The sequence below is a fragment of the Terasakiispira papahanaumokuakeensis genome (assembly GCF_001709345.1).
GTDB lineage: Bacteria > Pseudomonadota > Gammaproteobacteria > Pseudomonadales > Halomonadaceae > Terasakiispira > Terasakiispira papahanaumokuakeensis.
Genome location: NZ_MDTQ01000001.1, coordinates 1218806 through 1236639 on the forward strand (window position 1 = coordinate 1218806; position 17834 = coordinate 1236639).

Here is a 17834-nt window from a genome sequence, read left to right on the forward strand (position 1 = left end):
CTGCTGTATCATTGGGTTATAAGCCGGGCTTGGATTGCTCTCTGTTGTCGTCTTCGCGAGTATTTCTTTTTAGCGTATTTTCTTGTGCCGTGCTTTCTGATGAAGTGCTTTCTGACGAAGTGTTGTCTTCTTGGCTGATGACTTGATTACGGCCCGATCGCTTGGCTTGATAGAGGCGTTGATCCGCACGGCGATAAAGGGTTTCCAGTTTCTTTCCCTCTGTGGGCCAGCAGGCAAGTCCGATGCTGATCGTCGTTTCTAAAGTACCTTGTGATGTTGTCATGACTTCTTGGGCTTGCGCTTTTCTCAGTTGCTCCGCGAGTACGCAGGCTTCAGCTTTAGGTGTCGAAGGCAGTATGATGCAAAACTCTTCCCCTCCAACGCGGAAAAGCCAGTCGGTATTACGCGTGTGACGCTGTAGCATTTCGGCCACTTTAACGAGCACCTCATCTCCAATGTCATGGCCGTATTGGTCATTAATCGCTTTAAACCAATCGATATCAATCAACATCAGTACCAGCCGGTGTTTGTTCATCGGGTAGCGACTAAGCTGTTGAAAAATGGATTCCAGGTGTAGACGGTTATGGAGCCCTGTTAAAGGGTCTCGAGCGGCTTGTTCCTGTAGCTGCTGAATGGCTTCTTCGCGTTTGGCTTCATATAAGTAGCTGAGTGCCCAGGTAATGCCTAGTGCCATACCCATATTTGCCAGTGAGGCGAAGTATTCCAATGAAGAAGGTTGTTTGTTCGTGAGAGCAAAAGTCAACATACAGATTGATGCTGCAACACTGGTGAGCTGTGTGCCTCGTGTTTTGCCTAGAAGTAAGTACGACAGCATGGGAATTTGCATCACCCAGACAAACTGATTGGCTCTAAAAGCTCCGGCATAACTGAGTCCGACCGCAATACAGCCAAATACAAGTGCCAGCCAGCTGATAATCCAGCGGTGGGATATGCCGAGGGATGTATTGGATGAGCGGCGTGTGACACAAGCAAAAACTAAGGTGAAGATGACCGTCACGATTTCCAGACCAGCCAAAAGCCATTGCGCTTTCAGCAAGTTAACCAGAATAAAGCAAACTCCCGCAATGACGACAAAGTTTTGGGCTGCGTTTAATACGGTCAGTCGGGTTTGATCGGTCTCTTCCCAGAGGCTGGGTTTCATTCAGGGCTCATCAATCAAATGTTAACGATATGTAATTTTAACATGCTTTTTATTTGCATTGTGCATCTTGTGTCTTGGGCGGTCTGTGCTTTGACCGTTTACGTCGGTTTGTGTTGAATAGTCGTTAGCCTCTCAAGTGTGCATATACCCGTGCATGCGGATTGTCGGGAGGAGCTATATTAGGTGTTGTAGGCTTTGAATGAGACCGAGGCTTGCCAGTAAACCTAGTAGCGGTAGGGCGATAGGGCGAAAAGAGCGAGGGTGCCAACGGTTGAAGACGGCTTGCCCCAGACTGACACCGCACCATGTCGGTAGGCATAAAAGTAAAGTCGGTAGCAGCAGCGCGGAGGTCAGGAGTCCATTCAGGGCCAATAGCAGTAGAACTACCAGGTCTGTGAGTGCAAGAAAAATGATCAAGGTGCTGCGTTGGCGGGCTGGAGAGATCGATTGAGTCAATAAATAGCAGACAACCGGTAGTCCTCCTATGGAAGCGGCTGCAGTAAAAGCTCCCGAGATTATGCCCGTGAACCGGGTCTGATAGGGCTTTTCTGTGCGAGTGAGGGGGTGGCGCATCAGTAACAGGGCCATCGCCAAAACGGTTAGGCTGATCATCAACTTAAGTGGTTGTTCGGGCACTTGGATCAGCAGGGTTAATCCCAATGGGATGCCGATCAATGCGCCACTGCTTAGACGCGTGATGATCCCTTTATCGGCGCCAGGCCAGGCTGCAGTCAGCAGTTTTAAGGTGCCGATAAGGTCGAGTAACAAAATGATAGGAACGCTGGTTTGTGGTGGCCAGATCAGGTTCAGCCCGCTAATGGCGATTGCTGCAAAACCAAAGCCAGTATAACCGCGGATAAAGGCGGCCAAGAGTACAGGCCATATTGCCCAGTGCAGATGGTAAGCCCAAAAAGATTCCACTAAGTGCATGAACGCTCCAGGCAAGCTTAAAGAAACGATTTAAAGTGACCAAGGTGAACCAAGCCAATCGAACTCATTGAGTGAGTCTTGGACCTTAGTCGATATGCGTGCATGAAGGAGTGTAAGTGGGCGTATGCTTGAAGCGTAGGGCCAGTTTGAAAAAAGAATGGCGTCAGAGCCGGTAAGCTCTGACGCGAAAAACGCAGTATCTGTTCACTACGTCACTGTTTACTATGTCATTGTTTGCTTATGTCGCTATTTGTTCGTGTCACTAAAGTTCATAGCGTGCAGTTAGCAGAAGATTACGCGGGTTACCATAGGCGTTTAAGCTATTGGCTGAGCCTAAGGCTTCGTAGTATTCACGATCAAACAAGTTGTTCAGATTAACTCGGAAAGACAGTTGTTCTGTTGGCGCCCAGCCTGCCATCAGGTTGGCCACATAATAGCCCGATTGCTCAACGGTGCGGCTTGCACTGCCCTCATAGATACGGCTTTGGGCCTGAAGACTCCCGCCGACAACCCATTGCGCATTCAGCTCATGGCGCAGGCTAAGGCGTAATAAGTGTTTAGGCAGTTGAGTGTTAAACGTATCACCTTTGTTTTCTGCATCCTTCTCGTATTGGTTGCGGTTGAAGGTGTAGCCAAAACTGGCCTGTGTCGCTGGAGTTAATTGGCCGCTGAGTTCTAATTCAATGCCTTGACTGCGGACTTTGCCGCTGTCTTCAGAGCAGTAAGTTGAGGTTGGATTACCCGGACACGGAGATGGGCCATCATAGTCGGTTTGGGCTCGGTTCACCTGATCAATTCGATAAAGTGCCAATGTGGCATTGAGTAGACCGTCATTGAACTCGCCCTTAATACCCACCTCGTAGCTATGCCCTTCAATTGGGTCTAATAAGTCACCGTTGATATCGTAAGCATTTTGTGGCTCAAAAATGCTGGTATAGCTGCCATATAATGAATATTGTGCATTCAAGTCATAAATGGCGCCAATAAAAGGCGTGATCTCATGATCGACTTCATAATGACTAGTCCCTGTATGCTGCTCGTAATCCCAATCAGTGACTCGAGCGCCAGTAATCAGGCTTAGCGGGTCACTCAAATGCCAGCGGGCCGTTGCATAAACTGAACTTTGCTTGTCATGGTAATCCCAGTTCCCACGACTTAATTTCCCCCGCTCCGGAGCCGGTAATGTGCTGTTGTCCCAGGTGTAAACATTGATGGGGTGAGACGCTAAGCCATATTGGCCCCAGGGTGTGAAGTCGCGCCAACGGTGATCGATCCCGACGAGCAGTTCGTGCGCTTGTCCGGCCAGTGTAAAACCGCCGGTAGCGAAGAGGTCTAGCCCTGTTTGTTTTTCATCATTGTGATAAATCGATCCGTCATAAATGGATAAGCCATCGCCGGTACTGAGATCGAGATCTCCAGCGTAATAGGTGCCCACAAAGTCGGCATCACTGGTGATGTGATTGGCTGAGAACTGGATTTTCCAATCATTACTGAAGTGATGTGAAAGCTCGAGGCTATAGAAGCGGTTGTCCGTGTCGTTATAGGCCCATTCCGGTGAAAGGTTACTAGAGCGACTTAGCCCATAAGGTTGTAGTCCCCAGCTGTTGTCACGATCGGTTTTCTGTTGGGTGACAGACAAGCTGAGTAATGTTTGAGGGGTCAGATCGGCTTCGAGTATGCCGTAGAAGACACGCTTGCGTTCGCCCATATCCTCCATAAAGCTGTCATGATCCTGGTAGGCCGCGACTAAGCGTCCTCGTACTTGGCCGCCGGCTGTCAGTGGGCCTGAGATATCCAGCTCTCCACGCTGATTATCCCAGCGCCCAGCCTGTCCTTGAACATACCCTTGAAACTCATGGGTCGGCCGTTTACGGACCAAGTTGATATAAGCGGAAGGGTTGCCCGTGCCTTGCATCAGGCCTGATGCGCCTCGGACGATTTCCACACGGTCAAAGACGGCGGTATCGACACCGTCAATCAACCCAAAAGCAAAATTGCTAATGGATGTAGGTACATTGTCATAACTGATGTTACTGACACTGAAACCTCGTGCATAAAAGGTGGGGCGACTGCTACCGGCTTTGGTTAAAGTGATTCCCGGGGTCGTCAATAAGGCGTCTTCAATATTGTCCAGCCCTTGATCTTCAAGTTGTTGCTGGGTAATGACAGATACCGCTTGTGGGGTTTCCCGCATAGATAATGACATTTTAGTGGCCGCACTGGTGGACTCCGCTGTATAGCGCGCAGGCGTTCGACTGCCCGTGACGGTCATGGTGTCTAGATTTTGCGGTGATGTGTTTGGCACGGTTTTTAACGAAAAGGTGCCATCATGATGGTCTACTAGTTGAAGGTCTGTGTGGCGTAAAAGTTGTGCCATGGCTTGGCGGGGCGTGTAGCGGCCTTCTAATGGCGCGCTTTGAAGCCCTTGGGTGAGTGATGGGTCATAAGAAAGTGCCAAACCATGTTGGGCGGCCAGTTGATTAAGTCGTTGACCTAGTGGCCCTGAGCTCAGTTGGTAATGTGCCATTCTGTCCGCTTGGGTGACGGTATTGTGTTGGATCGACACAGAGTCTTCTGAAGCGGAGCTTTCGGCGAGAGTGTTTTCAGCGTGAGTGCTTTCTGCAATAGCGGGCGTACTCATACTCAGCGATAAGGCCATCGTTAATGACCCTAGTGCTAGGCCACGGTATGGTTCAAGGCGGGACATAAAGGTTCCTTTCTGTTCTAACAGGTCAGTTTCCCGATCTGTGTTTGATCGGCCTTTAATCCCTTAGCCGCACGAGCTGAGAAAAAGTATCACTATGAAATAAAAATAATTATTTTTTATGTTTGATGGCCTCAATGATCGACTGAATCAGCGGTACGATCATTCAGTGGTAAGGCAAGTTGGCGGTGAGGATATTCAGTGGCAAAGTCATTCAATGGGAAGGTCATCACATGGCATTCATGGTGCTGTTGTGGACTGGCTGCCCTTACCCGGTGTTGCTTTTCGCGTGAAGGTGGTGAGGTAACCAAGGCCACTTCGGCTGATTTGAACTGGATATGTTCGAGCTAACATATTAAGGGTTTGATCGAGTGGGGTGATGGGGTAGCTACCTGAAATTTTCAATGCGGCAAGCTCCGGTGAGACCCTAAACCAGCCACGGTGATAACGGCTTAAGTTGTGAACAAAATCTTCTAGAGATTGGTTGTCAGCAATGATCATGCCTTGGATCCAGCCTTCCTGTGACTTCGAGTAAGTGTTGGGGCTGAATAGTCGGGTTGCGTTAAACCGTAACTGTTGACCTGCTGGTACTAGGTGTTGTTGCCCGTTATGTAAACTGATCGCCACACGACCTTCGGTGACGCCCACTTGTGTATAGTCCTCTGCTTCCCGAACTGTAAATACAGTCCCTAGTGGCTGTAACGTGCCTGCTGTGGTCGTGATTTTCATTGGGCGAGGGTCAGCGCTCGTCGTGATATTCAACTCGCCTTCATACAAATGGATATGCCGTTGTGCTGTGGTTATGGTGACGTCAAGGCGTGTGCGGGTGTTGAGCCATAAACGCGTGCCATCATTGAGCTTGATTTGACGACGCTCGCCCGTTTGGGTGGCATAGTCCGCTCCGAAATGTCGTTCAACTTGAGACCAGCCCGCCCATCCAAGAGGCACTAACCCTATGAGCAATGCTAGGCGCGTTAGAGTTGCCCGTCGTTGTGCTCCCCGTGCATTGAGCGTTGCGCGGGTGATATCGGGTGGCATGCATTGTAAGCGTTGAGCGAGTTGTTCTGCTTTTTGCCACGCGTGTTCATGGGCACTACTGCGTTGCCGCCAAGCCTTGAATTCTGCTATTTCGGCATCGGATAATGGGCCTTCCTGATGGCGTAGTAACCATTCTGCGGCTTCTTCTAATAAATGTGCATGATTGGGTGATGATGCCTGTTCTGATTGTGTCATCAGGTATTTTGATCCATCACGAGCATGCACTGTACTAACGCTCGTTTGACATAACGTTTGATGGTCACTTCAGCGACGTTGAGCTGTTGGGCGATGTCCCGATAAGTGAGGTGATCAAGCTGAGCCATTAAAAAGGCTTGTTGTACGGGGGTTGGCAGTTTACTCAGTGCCTGATCAAGCAAACAGAGTGTTTCTAACAGTTGCTCCGTGACTTCAGGCGATGGCGCTACCGGTTCTGGTAAATGAGTCAACGCTTCGCGATAAGCCTGTTCAATATCCTGGCGACGCCAGTGACTGATGACTAATCCTCGAGCAATCTGTGTCAGGTATGCTTTCGGTTCTCGAATGCTGACTTGCTGGCGCTGGCGTAGTAAGACCCGTATAAAGGTCTCTTGAAGTAAGTCTGCGGCAGTTTCTCGACAATTTAGTTGGCGGCATAACCAGCCTTTAAGCCAACCACTATGATGAATGTAAAAAGCAGTGAAGTCTGACGGGCTCTTATCAGCCATCGACATACTCGATCGCTCACAGTCTCTTGTTCTGGAGTCTGAGACTGTGACATCTGTGCGATTGAGTAAAGAGGGCGATAAAGACACAGACACTCCACCATAAAGATTATGAATAGGAGACAATATTGGGCGTAAACGATAATGAGATTTTATCTCATTTTATAGGCCGTTCGGCTTATGATGCAAGGCAGATTCAAGATAGCGTTGTATGGGGTCTTGCTCATCGATGAGGTTCAGCTGTTTGGCCCATTCGCCGTCATTATCGATGATTTGGGCTAGATCTCATTTTTCTTCGGTTTTATCGATCAGGAGTAGGCGTTATGGTCACCCCTATTTATGCCGCTTTGTTGGGGCTTTTATTAATATTGCTGAGCTTTCGGGTTATCAAAGTGAGACGCCGTGCACTTGTCGCTGTTGGCACGGGGGATGACCCTGAGTTGTTACGTGCAACTCGTGTACAAGGAAACTTCACTGAATACGTGCCTCTGACGTTGTTATTGATTTGGATGCTAGAAACTCAAGGGGCAGCATCACCGGTATTCATCCATGTGCTTGGGGTGGCGTTACTCGTTGGCCGCTGTTTACACGCTTATGGCGTATCGCAGACACAAGAGAACCTCAAGCTTCGGATCAGTGGCATGATGATGACATTTTCGGTGTTAATGGTCAGTGCGTTAAGTCTATTGTGGCAAGCGGTGTAATGGTCGAAAGCGGTGTAGTCGTGACTGAACTCGACCATGCTCAGTAGGGCACTGTTGATGAACGTGAACTCAACAGTCAATGAAGCCTGAACCCACTTTGTATCAGGGCTCAGGCTTTGAGGTTCAGCCTCTTATGAGGTGCGTTTATCGAGTTCAATCAACGCGACGATATTAGACGACTGATTGGGTTATTGATGATTTTATGTGGGCGTAGTCTTAAGTCGGATGTGGGTAACGGTCATTTCCAGGAAAACTTCCCTGATCTGGCAAGTCGGCAATCGTATCGACCGCTGCTTGTGGGGTTTGCATTGACCAGTTATCCCAGCCTGGAATAAAGCTGGCACCAGCAACAACCTGTTCGTCGTTAATATGTATATGGCCTACTACACATATTCTATACCCACCTACTTCGTGATAAGTATATGCTTGTCGTGTGTTTCCATTCTCGGAAGTGTTCACAAATACTGATTGTAAAAAATTTGCATTGTTAACGGCTATAGCTGCCATATGGTTATTAAAGGGGGTTGGTTGCCCCCATTGACATTTATCATTCCATGGCATGATTGTGGTCTCTTTTTTTATATTAATTGGATCTCGCCACTCTCTACTTCTGACTATTCAGTTTATTTAGATAGTGGCGAGCTCTTGACTTAAATTACATTCGACAGAGTGAATTTAAAGGGTACTGAGTCAGTGCCACGCCCACCGCCGGTGATGATAATGTCGGCACTGCTGACGCCCAGCAGGTCGATTTCGGTTAAGTACTGAATCGTGACATTGGAATTCATTACCGTGCCTTCTTCGACCTGAGAGACCATTCCGATAAAGATCTTGGGTTTGAATTCAAAATTAGCTTTCGAGCCCGGTGCGACATTAACTTTTGTTGCCAGCAGTTTTCCATCCCGATAAATCTGTGCGTCGATAGCGCCTTGGGTCAGGTTGTTCCAGACTTCAACTTCATTGGGGTTAGCGGCGGTCTGGGAGCCATCACGCAGTTGATGGCCAGACTGCGCCATGATCACTTCGTAGACATGATCATTATGTGCTGTGATTTTGGGCATATAATTGCCGTTATAATCCTTGGCGCAGACTTGAAACTCCATTGGGTATTCAAAGGGGTGATTGTCGCTGTTACCTAAGTTTTTAACCACTTTCCAGGCGACCGATTGGATATTGACATCCGTCGCGGCATTTTTCTGAAAAATGACATAATCACTATTGTTGGCATCAGCGGAATGATTGATGAGATTAAGTTTGATACTGGCCATGATCTTACTCCTTGATAGGCTATGGGTTATCTGGCTCCGACGATTGGGATAGTGTGTGCCGTGCCAGTGGTTTTAATTTAACTTAGACTGTGTGCTGGTTTTTTTGAGTTTATTTCTATTTTTTATTCAGTTTTCACTACTATGGTCTTGGCGACGGTTTCTTTAGCATAGTCGCTATTCAATGGTCTGCTTAAGATGGATATAATTGATGGCACTATTAAGTGCCATCAATGATTTTTAAGTGGGTGGTCTAGTTTTATTGGTTGGTTTAGTTTTAATTGTCCTGGATCGGGATTCTGAGGATTGAACCCATTACGTGGTGCTGCGTTGGCTGTGGCATGTCACCATAGTAAAGATCAACGACAATAAATAGGTATTCTGGAAATTGAGTGAGCTTTCGTACGATGAGATGACCATTTAAGGTCGATTTTTTAGGAGTTGCTTCTATTATCTTTCTCTGGTCCGTATAGGGAGGTGATAGTGTGTAGATAAGCGGTTCGTACTGATATTCACCGAGTGTTTTATCGGTAATGTTCAGTGTTAAATTATTTATAGTATTTTTGTCGTTATATTGGGGTTGCGCTAAAATCTCGATGAGTTGATCGTCGCTGCTCCATATGCTGCTTGCATCTTCGGCATTTGAGTAAGTGACGATTGTTAGTAGGAATAATCCTATAAGAACTCTGATGGTTTTAAGTGAGTAGGATTGCGTGTTCATATTGAACTCCTTTCATGGGTGGACTTATGCATGCTTCATCGTATGCTGCTTTATTGTATGAGTATGGCGCGCTCTTTTTCTGTAGGCGCTGGGTGTGATGCCTTTTTCAGATTTGAAAAAAGTTGAGAAACTAGACTGTCGAGAAAAACCAACGTCAAAGGCGATATGCTGGATTGGCAGCTCTGTTTCGACTAAAAGCCGAACGGCTTCTTCAATTCTTCTCCTCATGAGCCATTGATGTACGCTCATGCCGAGTTGTGCTTTAAAGGCTTTATAAAGTGTATTGTGATTAGTGTAGAGGGTTTTGCATAAATATCGATTGCAAATGGCTTCACTAAGATTTCTTTCTAATATCGTACAAGCTTTGTAAACGAGGCGTTGTGAGCGACTCATGCTTAATTGGGGTTGTGGTGGTGGCGATTGCTTTAAGGTTTTGTAATAGTGCAAATAGAGCTGGATTCTGTTGGCGATAATCAATTCATGGGATTGGCAATGAAGTGTGTCAAATAGGTCAGGAAATTCAGCATGATTAATCTCCGATGTAATATCTGTAATGGCAATGATCATTGTTTTTCGGCAGTCGATCATTCTCGGTGTGGGGGATGTTGTTGTGCAGTCTAATAAAATAATGCCGGGTGCCTGAGGGGGATAGTCTAGTAAATAATATCGGTGGTCATGCTGCCGTAGTGTTTTTATTAATGTTTTGATTTTTTTATTTTTTCCGGATGATATTAAAAATATGTCAGGCTCCTGTTGAATCGGTTCAGGCCATATACTTGGCCGATCATGTGTTGCGTCATGATCTTGGGGAACAGGGTGAGATAAATTTGATAAATTCATATCGACATCCTTGCGAATATGAGACGTGGTCATGAATAGGTTTTATGGCTTATGCTTCATGATTGTTGGTTTTTTTGATTAGGTACTTGTCGTCTCTTTTCATCGTGATTTCGGGTATTTTAATTTTTGCCTATGAGATCATTAGCCGCTGTCGGTATGCGCTGAGCCAATTCCATAAGGCGTCTTTACTAGACTTTTATGCGAGCTGTTTCAGTGCAGGGATCTTCTGCGCTATAGACATGATTCGTTGAGCTGGCATCTGTTGCTCAACGGTGTTTTGAGACATCAACAATATTGAATCTGGTGTAGCCGAAATATGTTGGCTTAAACATGATGGCTGCGCTTTGTTAGGAGATGTGTGGTGAATACGATGGATCAACTTCAGCCCAAGCTATTGTGGGGGATCTTTTCACGACTTTGCTCTATTCCTCGTCCTTCTAAACATGAGGAGGCCGTGTTGCTATGGATTCAACAATGGGCCCAGCAGCAGGGTATTCATTGTGAACAGGATCAAGCTGGCAATCTAAAGTTGTCTAAGTCGCCGCGGCCTGGGTGCGAAGGGAAGCCGGGGATTATTCTGCAAGGGCATGTCGATATGGTGCCGCAAAAGCACCAGGAGACCCAGCATGACTTTACTCGAGACCCCATTAATGCCTTTGTCGATGGTGAATGGGTGACGGCAGAGGGCACCACTTTAGGGGCTGATAATGGTATTGGTGTTGCTTCTGCGCTAGCGATACTTGCCTCAGGCGATATTCACCATGGCCCTCTAGAAGTGTTGTTGACTGTAGACGAAGAGGCTGGAATGAACGGGGCTTTTGGTGTGCAGCCGGGCTGGCTAGAAGGGAGCCTATTGATTAATACGGATTCAGAGCAAGAAGGCGAGATTTGTATGGGCTGTGCTGGTGGCGTGGATGCGCTACTGAGTTTACCCGTTGAACGTGAGCCCTATGCTTCTGGTCATGTCGCTCTGAAAGTCTCTATCAGTGGTTTGAGAGGCGGGCACTCCGGCGTGGATATTCATCTTGAGCGTGCCAATGCCAATAAGATCATGGTGCAATTATTAGCTTCGCTGACTGTACCCTGGCAGCTAGTCCATGTTCGGGGCGGATCTTTACGCAATGCGTTACCTCGTGATGCTGAAGCCGTCATTGTGTTATCACCTGATGACCAGGTTGCTGCGATCGAGCAGCTGCAAGCGGCAATGGCGCAACAGGATACGCAGTATGAGGCCGTGGATACGCAGATGATATTGAGTATTGACTCGACATCCGCTGCGCCAGTATTAACCGCCGCTGGTCAACAGAGGGTGTTAGATTTATTACAGAGTCTACCCCATGGCGTATATCGGATGAGTCAAACTGTCGCTGGTGTGCCAGAAACCTCATCGAATTTGGGCGTTGTCACTTTGTCGGATGATTATCTGGATATTCAATGCTTAATTCGGAGCCTAACAAATAACGGACGAGATGAGCTTGCACGTGTGCACCAAGCGATTGCAAGGCTGTCAGGCGCACGGTGTCAGTTGGATGGTGCTTATCCCGGGTGGACTCCGGATCCGAATAGTTCTTTGATGGCTTTGGTTAAAACATGCTATCAAAATCGGTTTCAGGCTGATCCTAAAGTGGTCGTTATGCACGCAGGTTTGGAGTGTGGTTTATTTAAACGTCACTACCCTGATTGGGACATGGTGTCGTTCGGCCCTACTATTCGTTTTCCTCATTCTCCCGATGAGAAAGTGAATATCGCTTCAGTGCAGCGCTACTGGGAGCTTTTAGTGAATGTGATCGAGTCGATTCCCGCGAATCAAGTATGAGGATTTAGCCTCCGTTCCTGATATTTGGATTTTCTGCGGATTGAATTCGCATTCGTTTGTATCGTGAGTGCGCTTAGGGGCTCGCTTTTCAGGTGTCGAGCCCGAGCGCACTAAGTCATTGAGTGGATGTGGGAGTACGTACTTGTCTTGCCTGACTTGTTTGTTATGTTATAACATTGTATTACCGTGAAGCGACTCATTGCCCATGCTGCGTGACTTGGTGCAGTGCTGTTTTGAATATGACAGATAAGTGAGATGAGTGATGATTGAGTTATCTGGTGGAGGCTTACCCGTTACCGTGTTGTCCGGATTTTTAGGGGCGGGTAAGACCACTGTACTGAGTCATATCCTGAATAACCGCGAAGGTCGACGTGTTGCGGTTATCGTGAATGACATGAGTGAGATTAATATCGATGCTGCTCAGGTGAAACAGGAGGTTTCATTAAATCACCGAGAAGAAAAATTGGTGGAAATGAGCAATGGTTGTATTTGTTGTACGTTGAGAGAAGACTTGTTAATTGAAGTGCGTGAATTGGCGCAGTCCGGTCAATTTGACTATCTAGTGATCGAGTCGACCGGGATCTCTGAGCCTCTCCCAGTTGCTGAAACCTTTACTTTCGCGGATGAAGAGGGGAAAAGCCTGTCGGACATTGCCACCTTAGATACGATGGTGACCGTTGTTGATGCGGTTAATTTTTTGCGTGATTACGATCAAGCAAGAGATATTCGTGAGACGGGCGAGTCTCTGGGGGACGATGATGAGCGTAATGTTGCAGACTTGTTAGTGGATCAGGTCGAGTTTGCTGATGTCATCCTGGTCAGCAAAACAGACTTGATTGATGCGGCCACACTTGAGCGCCTGATGGCGACATTAAAGGTACTGAATACTGAAGCCAAAATTCTGCCTATTCAAAATGGTGACGTACCGATCAATGAAGTCATTGGAACTGGACGCTTTAGTTTTGAGCGGGCTCAGCAAGCCCCAGGATGGTTGAAAGAAATGAGGGGAGAGCATGTCCCTGAAACTGAAGAATATGGAATCAGTAGCTTTACTTATACGGCAAGACGCCCGTTTGACCCGGATAAGTTTTATCACTTCTTACATGATGTCCTTCAGCAGCCCCAACAACAAGGTAAGTTGATTCGCTCTAAGGGGTATTTTTGGTTGGCGACTCGCCCTGAGTTTGCGGGTCAGTGGAGCCAAGCGGGCGGTATTGCTCATTATGGTTTTGCCGGAATGTTCTGGAAATCAGTCCCTCAAGATCGATGGCCTGAGGATGAGGAGTATAGACAATCCATTTTGGCGCAATGGGTTGAGCCTTTCGGTGATATGCGCCAGGAGTTGGTTTTTATTGGACAGCACTTGGATCAGGTGGCCATGACGCAAGCGTTGAATCAGTGTCTTTTAGATGACGAAATGCTTTTAGCGGGTAAAACCACTTGGGCGCAATTGAATGATCCATTCCCTGCCTGGTAAGTATCCGTTGGGCTCATCTATCTCCGTTTTAATCCATCCATCTCCGTTTTAATCAATGTCAGTTCCATGAGGCTGCCACGCTAGGGATAGCTGTTGTTCGGCAGTGTTGCATCACTTGGAGGCGTGCCTCCAAGTGATGCTTTTTTAGCAAAGTAGACGGCTATGGTGGGGGATACACACGCTAGCCACCCTGCGCTTTTACCCTGCGATGACACAGTTCCGGCCTGCTTGTTTAGCCTGTAGTAGGCAAGTGTCGGCCCTTTTGAAGGCTTCCTGTATGGTTTCCTCTGGTTCGACCATTACAACGCCAAAACTTCCGGATAACCAATGATCAGTTGTGGGCACTTGGGTTTTTGATAATGTTTGGCGCAATGCCTCCGCTCTGCTTTTGGCGAGCTCTAAATCGGCCCCTGGCAACAAAATCATGAACTCATCTCCACCAAACCGTCCTAGCAGGTCTGCTTGATGTAATAACTTACCAATGCATTGTGCTGTGGTCAGTAGCGCACCATCCCCAATGGTATGTCCGTAGTGGTCATTAATCTGTTTAAACTTGTCGATATCAAACACGATTAAGGTCGCGGGTTGACCATAAAAACGAGCACGTCGGATTTCTGTTTCAGCTTGAGCCCAGAAGTGTTCTCTTGAGGCCGTTTTGGTGAGCCCATCGTAAAAGGCCATTTCTCTTAAACGCAGATTGGTTGACGCTAGCAGTGGAATTGTCATCCCAAAATAGGTGCTGGCAGCCAAAATACACACTGAAAACTGATACACCACAATGTGATCACCGAGCTCGAATAGCTTGATCAAGAGGGCGGTCCAGGTACTCATTAATGCTAGAGAAATACCGCTACGCAGTGGCGTTTCCGTGTAGACGATCCACATTTGCGGAATGCACAGAAAAAAGACAGAAAAGACCATCTCTTGAAAGCGAAACTGAGCCGCCGCAAACATAATCAATGTTGTCAGCAGAATCCCAACCAAGAGCTTAATAATAAAAGGATTTCGGGCCGGGCTATTGAGTTGGATCAGCCCAATATGGCTCATTGTTAGATGACTTTTTGGATAGTAGATAATCACTATCCAACTGAGCACTGGGGTCAGGACTAAAATACCAATCAAGTCTCCAAACCACCAGGTGACTAAGCTTTTTGCCATGTCGGCCGGTGCCATTACACCATTGAACACCAGTACGCTGAGTCCAAAAATACTCGCAATGAGTGCGGCACAGGAGCCGATGAGCAAGTACAACAGCAATATCCGGGGAAGGTCGCTTGGTGTCGCCTTGGTGATGCGTTGGCTGAGTAAGTGTGCGCCTATGCCATAAGCCAAACTGTGGCCAATACCAAATAACAAGCCCGTTGAGAGTAACTCTTGAAGCGGGCGGTTTGAGGCATACAAGGTATTTTCCCAAAAAGTGGCAATGAGTCCACTGATTAGAATGGCTGGGAACACGCGTTTACCAATCATCAGAAAACTGACGAAAGTTAAGGCGCTAGGTGGAAACCAGATGGTGGCATGGGGCAAGTATTCCATGGCGGCAGAAATACGCCATAGGCCAATCCAGGTCATGATCAGTGCAAGATCAGATATAAAAGGGTAGCGCTGTTGCAGGGTTCGAATCAGCAGCCGGGTCTTGATGCTTTTGGGGAGTTCTGTCAATCGCGAGGGTGGTGTCTTCACAGTCAGGACCTGATTGCTTGATTGTGTCTACTCGAGGCTTTGTCACTTTTGCCCTGAGCATAGCCATTAATGTCAGTTCACAAATCCCTTAGATGAATTTGACTGTGCGGTCAAATAATACAACGCTCTATGCCTTCTGCCACTCCCTGAGCAGGACAGTTTTAACGATGGTCTGGCGCCTTGAGACATCTCTTTGTATACCCATTAACTTTATGTCTGTGAGGCTTGTCTGCGAGGCTTTAAGCCATATAGTTTTTGTTAATATAGCCCTATGTCAATCCCAGCACTTGGCGAATGCTGCTGAAATTTTGAGAAAGCGTCGACGATTGGATGCTTGTCGCCGTGAGGGCTCGCCATTTAATTCTTTTTGGAATATTCTTATTCCTGTTTTTTTAGATAAAACCATCTGACGATTTTATACAGGATATCTATTTATGGCGACTTCCTTATTGCATGGATTAATTGGTGGGGTTCTTATTGGCTGTGCCGCCATTCTGATGATGTTTTCGATCGGGCGTATTGCCGGTATCAGTGGTATTGCGAGTCATGCGCTTTTCTCTCGTCCTAGGCTATCTCAAGCATGGCGTTGGGCTTTTATTATTGGGCTGCTGATCAGTCCTTTGATTGTGGTGAGCCTAGGGTTGCCTGGCAATGTGGCCTTTTCTTCCGAAGTCGTGCTGGGTGATCCATTAGTTCCGTGGCCCGTTATGGCCATTGCAGGCCTTTGTATCGGTTTGGGAACTGGCTGGAGTCATGGGTGCACTAGTGGCCATGGTGTATGCGGTTTAGCACGTTTATCTCCTCGTTCATTGGTGGCCACAATGACTTTTGTGACCACGGCGATGTCAACGGTCGGGCTTACTCACAGCTTGAGAGTTTGAGCCTTTGAAGATCGTGGCTTTTTAAAATATAGCGGTACTTGAAAAAGATGTGATTAATTTCTCTTATTTGGCTGTGAGGTTGTCCTCACGATCACCCTTATGGTGTGGTCCTCGGTTGAGTATGTGGCGTTTGTCAATGAGTCAATGAGGTGCTGGAGGTTGTGGTGAAGGTCATCATGAATTGCTTAATGGCGTTATTGAGTGGTCTTTTGTTCGGTATCGGATTAGTCGTTAGTGGGATGACGGATCCTCAGCGCGTTGTGGGGTTCTTGGATGTGACCGGCGACTGGGATCCTACGTTGATGGCCGTATTGGGTGGGGCTGTGCTGACGACCTTTGTGGGGTTTCGTCTACTTCGTCGTCTTGGTCGACCATGGTTGTCAGCCACCTTTGAGTGGCCGACCCGACGTGACTTGGATCGTCCCCTTGTGATTGGCGCTAGTTTATTTGGTCTCGGGTGGGGGCTTTCTGGCTATTGTCCAGGGCCTGCATTGCTTGCGTTGAATACCGGTGATCTGTCGGTATGGGGATTGGTAATCATGATGGCTGTCGGTTGGTGGGCTGCTCAGCGCTGGTCATGGCAACGTTGATCTTGCGATCTCTGTTTTGAGAGGCTTGTTTTTGGCGTTGTGGGTTATAAAAAATCTAAGATCTTTTGAGTTGTTGACTAGAAATAATATGTAGCTGCCTATATATCCCTTCTATCCATTTGCATGCATCATGCTGTACTTTGTCTTTGGGACGTGAGTATGGCGGGGCATGTTGCCGTTTTTGAGGGGGAATGTAATGTCTAAGTTATTCAGTGAGCTATCTCTCGGCCCATTGACGTTAGAGAACCGTATTGTGATTGCGCCTATGTGCCAGTATTCGGCAGAAGAGGGCGTCATTCAGCCTTGGCATCATCAGCACTTGGGCCATTTAGCCCAGTCGGGTGCTGGATTATTAATTGTTGAAGCCAGTGCGGTAAGTCCGGAGGGACGTATCACTGATGCGGATGCGGGCATTTGGAATGACCGTACGCGAGAGGCTTGGGCTGGGGTGTTGCAGTCGATTCGACGTTATTCGCCCATGCCGATAGCCATTCAGTTGGGACATGCGGGACGCAAGGCTTCCACTGAAAAACCTTGGCATGGCGGGCAGGCGATAGCACCGGATCAGCCGCACGGTTGGCAGACTTTAGCCCCGAGTGCGATGGCTTATGCTGAAGGTGATCCTGTGCCTGTGGCGATGACTTCTGAGCAAATTGATCAAGTCATTGACGACTTCGTCGCGGCCGCTGAGCGTGCTGTTGAGGCAGGATTTGATGCGATTGAACTGCATGCTGCGCATGGTTACCTCATGCATCAGTTTTTGTCGCCGTTGAGCAATCATCGAGACGATCAGTATGGTGGTTCGGCAGAGAACCGTATGCGTTTGCCATTGCAGGTGTTTGATGCCGTGAAAGCGGTTTTACCGGAACATATTGCATTAGGTGTTCGGATCAGTGCGGTTGATTGGGCTGAAGGGGGCTTGGCACTGGAGCAAAGTGTTGCATTGGCCAAGGCTTTGGATGAGCGAGGCTGTCATTTTATTCATGTGTCTAGCGGAGGCTTAACGGAGCATCAACGGATCAAAGTCGAGCCCAACTACCAAGTCCCCTTTGCTGAAGAGATTAAAGCTGCGGTGGATATGCCGGTGATTGCTGTTGGCTTAATCACTGAACCGGAACAAGCAGAAGCGATTTTAACGACATCAAAGGCTGATGCCATTGCGATCGCCCGAGGTATTCTTTACGACCCACGTTGGCCTTGGCATGCTGCGGCAGCTCTCGGTGATACGGTCAAGGCGGCGCCTCAGTATCTGCGTTGCCAGCCTCATGGGCTATCCTCACTTTTGGTCCGTTATGATGAGCAGTTATGATTATGGTTCATAA

16 protein-coding genes are annotated in these 17834 nt (G+C 47.8%); 6 read left to right on the forward strand and 10 right to left on the reverse strand.

The features are described 5' to 3' along the window. Positions 1 to 16: 16 nt before the first annotated feature. The 5 genes from BFW38_RS05325 to BFW38_RS05345 all read right to left on the reverse strand — a co-directional run bounded on the left by BFW38_RS05325 (position 17) and on the right by BFW38_RS05345 (position 6538). Entirely contained in the window at positions 17 to 1162 is a 1146-nt protein-coding gene (locus BFW38_RS05325; RefSeq protein WP_068997448.1) for a GGDEF domain-containing protein, read from the reverse strand. A gap of 174 nt (positions 1163 to 1336) precedes the next feature. After that, positions 1337 to 2092 carry a sulfite exporter TauE/SafE family protein gene (locus BFW38_RS05330; protein ID WP_068997449.1) on the reverse strand — a complete coding sequence of 252 codons (756 nt, stop codon included), beginning with the start codon at positions 2090 to 2092 and terminating at the stop codon, positions 1337 to 1339. Positions 2093 to 2354: 262 nt separating this feature from the next. Then, positions 2355 to 4799 carry a TonB-dependent siderophore receptor gene (locus BFW38_RS05335; protein ID WP_068997450.1) on the reverse strand — a complete coding sequence of 815 codons (2445 nt, stop codon included), beginning with the start codon at positions 4797 to 4799 and terminating at the stop codon, positions 2355 to 2357. Positions 4800 to 5036: 237 nt separating this feature from the next. Continuing rightward, the gene (locus tag BFW38_RS05340) at positions 5037 to 6029 is read right to left on the reverse strand and encodes a FecR family protein (protein WP_068997451.1); all 993 of its coding nucleotides are present in this window, start codon (positions 6027 to 6029) and stop codon (positions 5037 to 5039) included. After that, complete coding sequence (locus BFW38_RS05345) at positions 6029 to 6538, reverse strand: sigma-70 family RNA polymerase sigma factor (protein WP_245686075.1); 510 nt, start codon at positions 6536 to 6538, stop codon at positions 6029 to 6031. The genes BFW38_RS05340 and BFW38_RS05345 overlap by 1 nt, the downstream gene beginning before the upstream one ends. Positions 6539 to 6858: 320 nt before the next feature. Between BFW38_RS05345 and BFW38_RS05350 the strand changes: the two genes are divergently transcribed. Next, complete coding sequence (locus BFW38_RS05350; protein ID WP_068997453.1) at positions 6859 to 7239, forward strand: MAPEG family protein; 381 nt, start codon at positions 6859 to 6861, stop codon at positions 7237 to 7239. A gap of 216 nt (positions 7240 to 7455) precedes the next feature. Here the strand turns inward: BFW38_RS05350 and BFW38_RS05355 are convergent, their stop codons facing one another. From BFW38_RS05355 to BFW38_RS17655, 4 genes are all read right to left on the reverse strand, one after another. Then, complete coding sequence (locus BFW38_RS05355; protein WP_068997454.1) at positions 7456 to 7800, reverse strand: hypothetical protein; 345 nt, start codon at positions 7798 to 7800, stop codon at positions 7456 to 7458. Between the two features lie 89 nt (positions 7801 to 7889). Continuing rightward, complete coding sequence (locus BFW38_RS05360) at positions 7890 to 8507, reverse strand: hypothetical protein (RefSeq protein WP_068997455.1); 618 nt, start codon at positions 8505 to 8507, stop codon at positions 7890 to 7892. Between the two features lie 274 nt (positions 8508 to 8781). Continuing rightward, positions 8782 to 9225 carry a hypothetical protein gene (locus tag BFW38_RS05365; protein ID WP_068997456.1) on the reverse strand — a complete coding sequence of 148 codons (444 nt, stop codon included), beginning with the start codon at positions 9223 to 9225 and terminating at the stop codon, positions 8782 to 8784. 24 nt (positions 9226 to 9249) lie between these two features. Continuing rightward, positions 9250 to 10065 carry an AraC family transcriptional regulator gene (locus tag BFW38_RS17655; RefSeq protein WP_175400941.1) on the reverse strand — a complete coding sequence of 272 codons (816 nt, stop codon included), beginning with the start codon at positions 10063 to 10065 and terminating at the stop codon, positions 9250 to 9252. 370 nt (positions 10066 to 10435) lie between these two features. Here BFW38_RS17655 and BFW38_RS05375 point away from each other — a divergent pair, with 370 nt between their 5' ends. Together BFW38_RS05375 and zigA are read left to right on the forward strand one after the other, a co-directional pair. Then, complete coding sequence (locus BFW38_RS05375) at positions 10436 to 11881, forward strand: aminoacyl-histidine dipeptidase (RefSeq protein ID WP_068997458.1); 1446 nt, start codon at positions 10436 to 10438, stop codon at positions 11879 to 11881. 262 nt (positions 11882 to 12143) lie between these two features. Then, positions 12144 to 13358: a zinc metallochaperone GTPase ZigA gene (gene zigA / locus BFW38_RS05380; RefSeq protein WP_068997459.1), complete on the forward strand. Its 1215-nt coding sequence runs from the start codon at positions 12144 to 12146 to the stop codon at positions 13356 to 13358. A 198-nt stretch (positions 13359 to 13556) separates the two neighbouring features. Here the strand turns inward: zigA and BFW38_RS05385 are convergent, their stop codons facing one another. Further along, positions 13557 to 15041 carry a sensor domain-containing diguanylate cyclase gene (locus BFW38_RS05385; protein WP_068997460.1) on the reverse strand — a complete coding sequence of 495 codons (1485 nt, stop codon included), beginning with the start codon at positions 15039 to 15041 and terminating at the stop codon, positions 13557 to 13559. A gap of 434 nt (positions 15042 to 15475) precedes the next feature. Here BFW38_RS05385 and BFW38_RS05390 point away from each other — a divergent pair, with 434 nt between their 5' ends. The 3 genes from BFW38_RS05390 to BFW38_RS05400 all read left to right on the forward strand — a co-directional run bounded on the left by BFW38_RS05390 (position 15476) and on the right by BFW38_RS05400 (position 17821). After that, positions 15476 to 15922 carry a YeeE/YedE family protein gene (locus tag BFW38_RS05390; protein ID WP_068997461.1) on the forward strand — a complete coding sequence of 149 codons (447 nt, stop codon included), beginning with the start codon at positions 15476 to 15478 and terminating at the stop codon, positions 15920 to 15922. Between the two features lie 164 nt (positions 15923 to 16086). Continuing rightward, positions 16087 to 16512, forward strand: a complete 426-nt coding sequence (locus BFW38_RS05395) for a DUF6691 family protein (RefSeq protein ID WP_342668841.1) — start codon at positions 16087 to 16089, stop codon at positions 16510 to 16512. A gap of 196 nt (positions 16513 to 16708) precedes the next feature. Beyond that, positions 16709 to 17821 (forward strand): NADH:flavin oxidoreductase/NADH oxidase, encoded by a 1113-nt coding sequence (locus tag BFW38_RS05400; protein ID WP_068997462.1) that lies wholly within the window; start codon positions 16709 to 16711, stop codon positions 17819 to 17821. Positions 17822 to 17834: the final 13 nt, after the last annotated feature.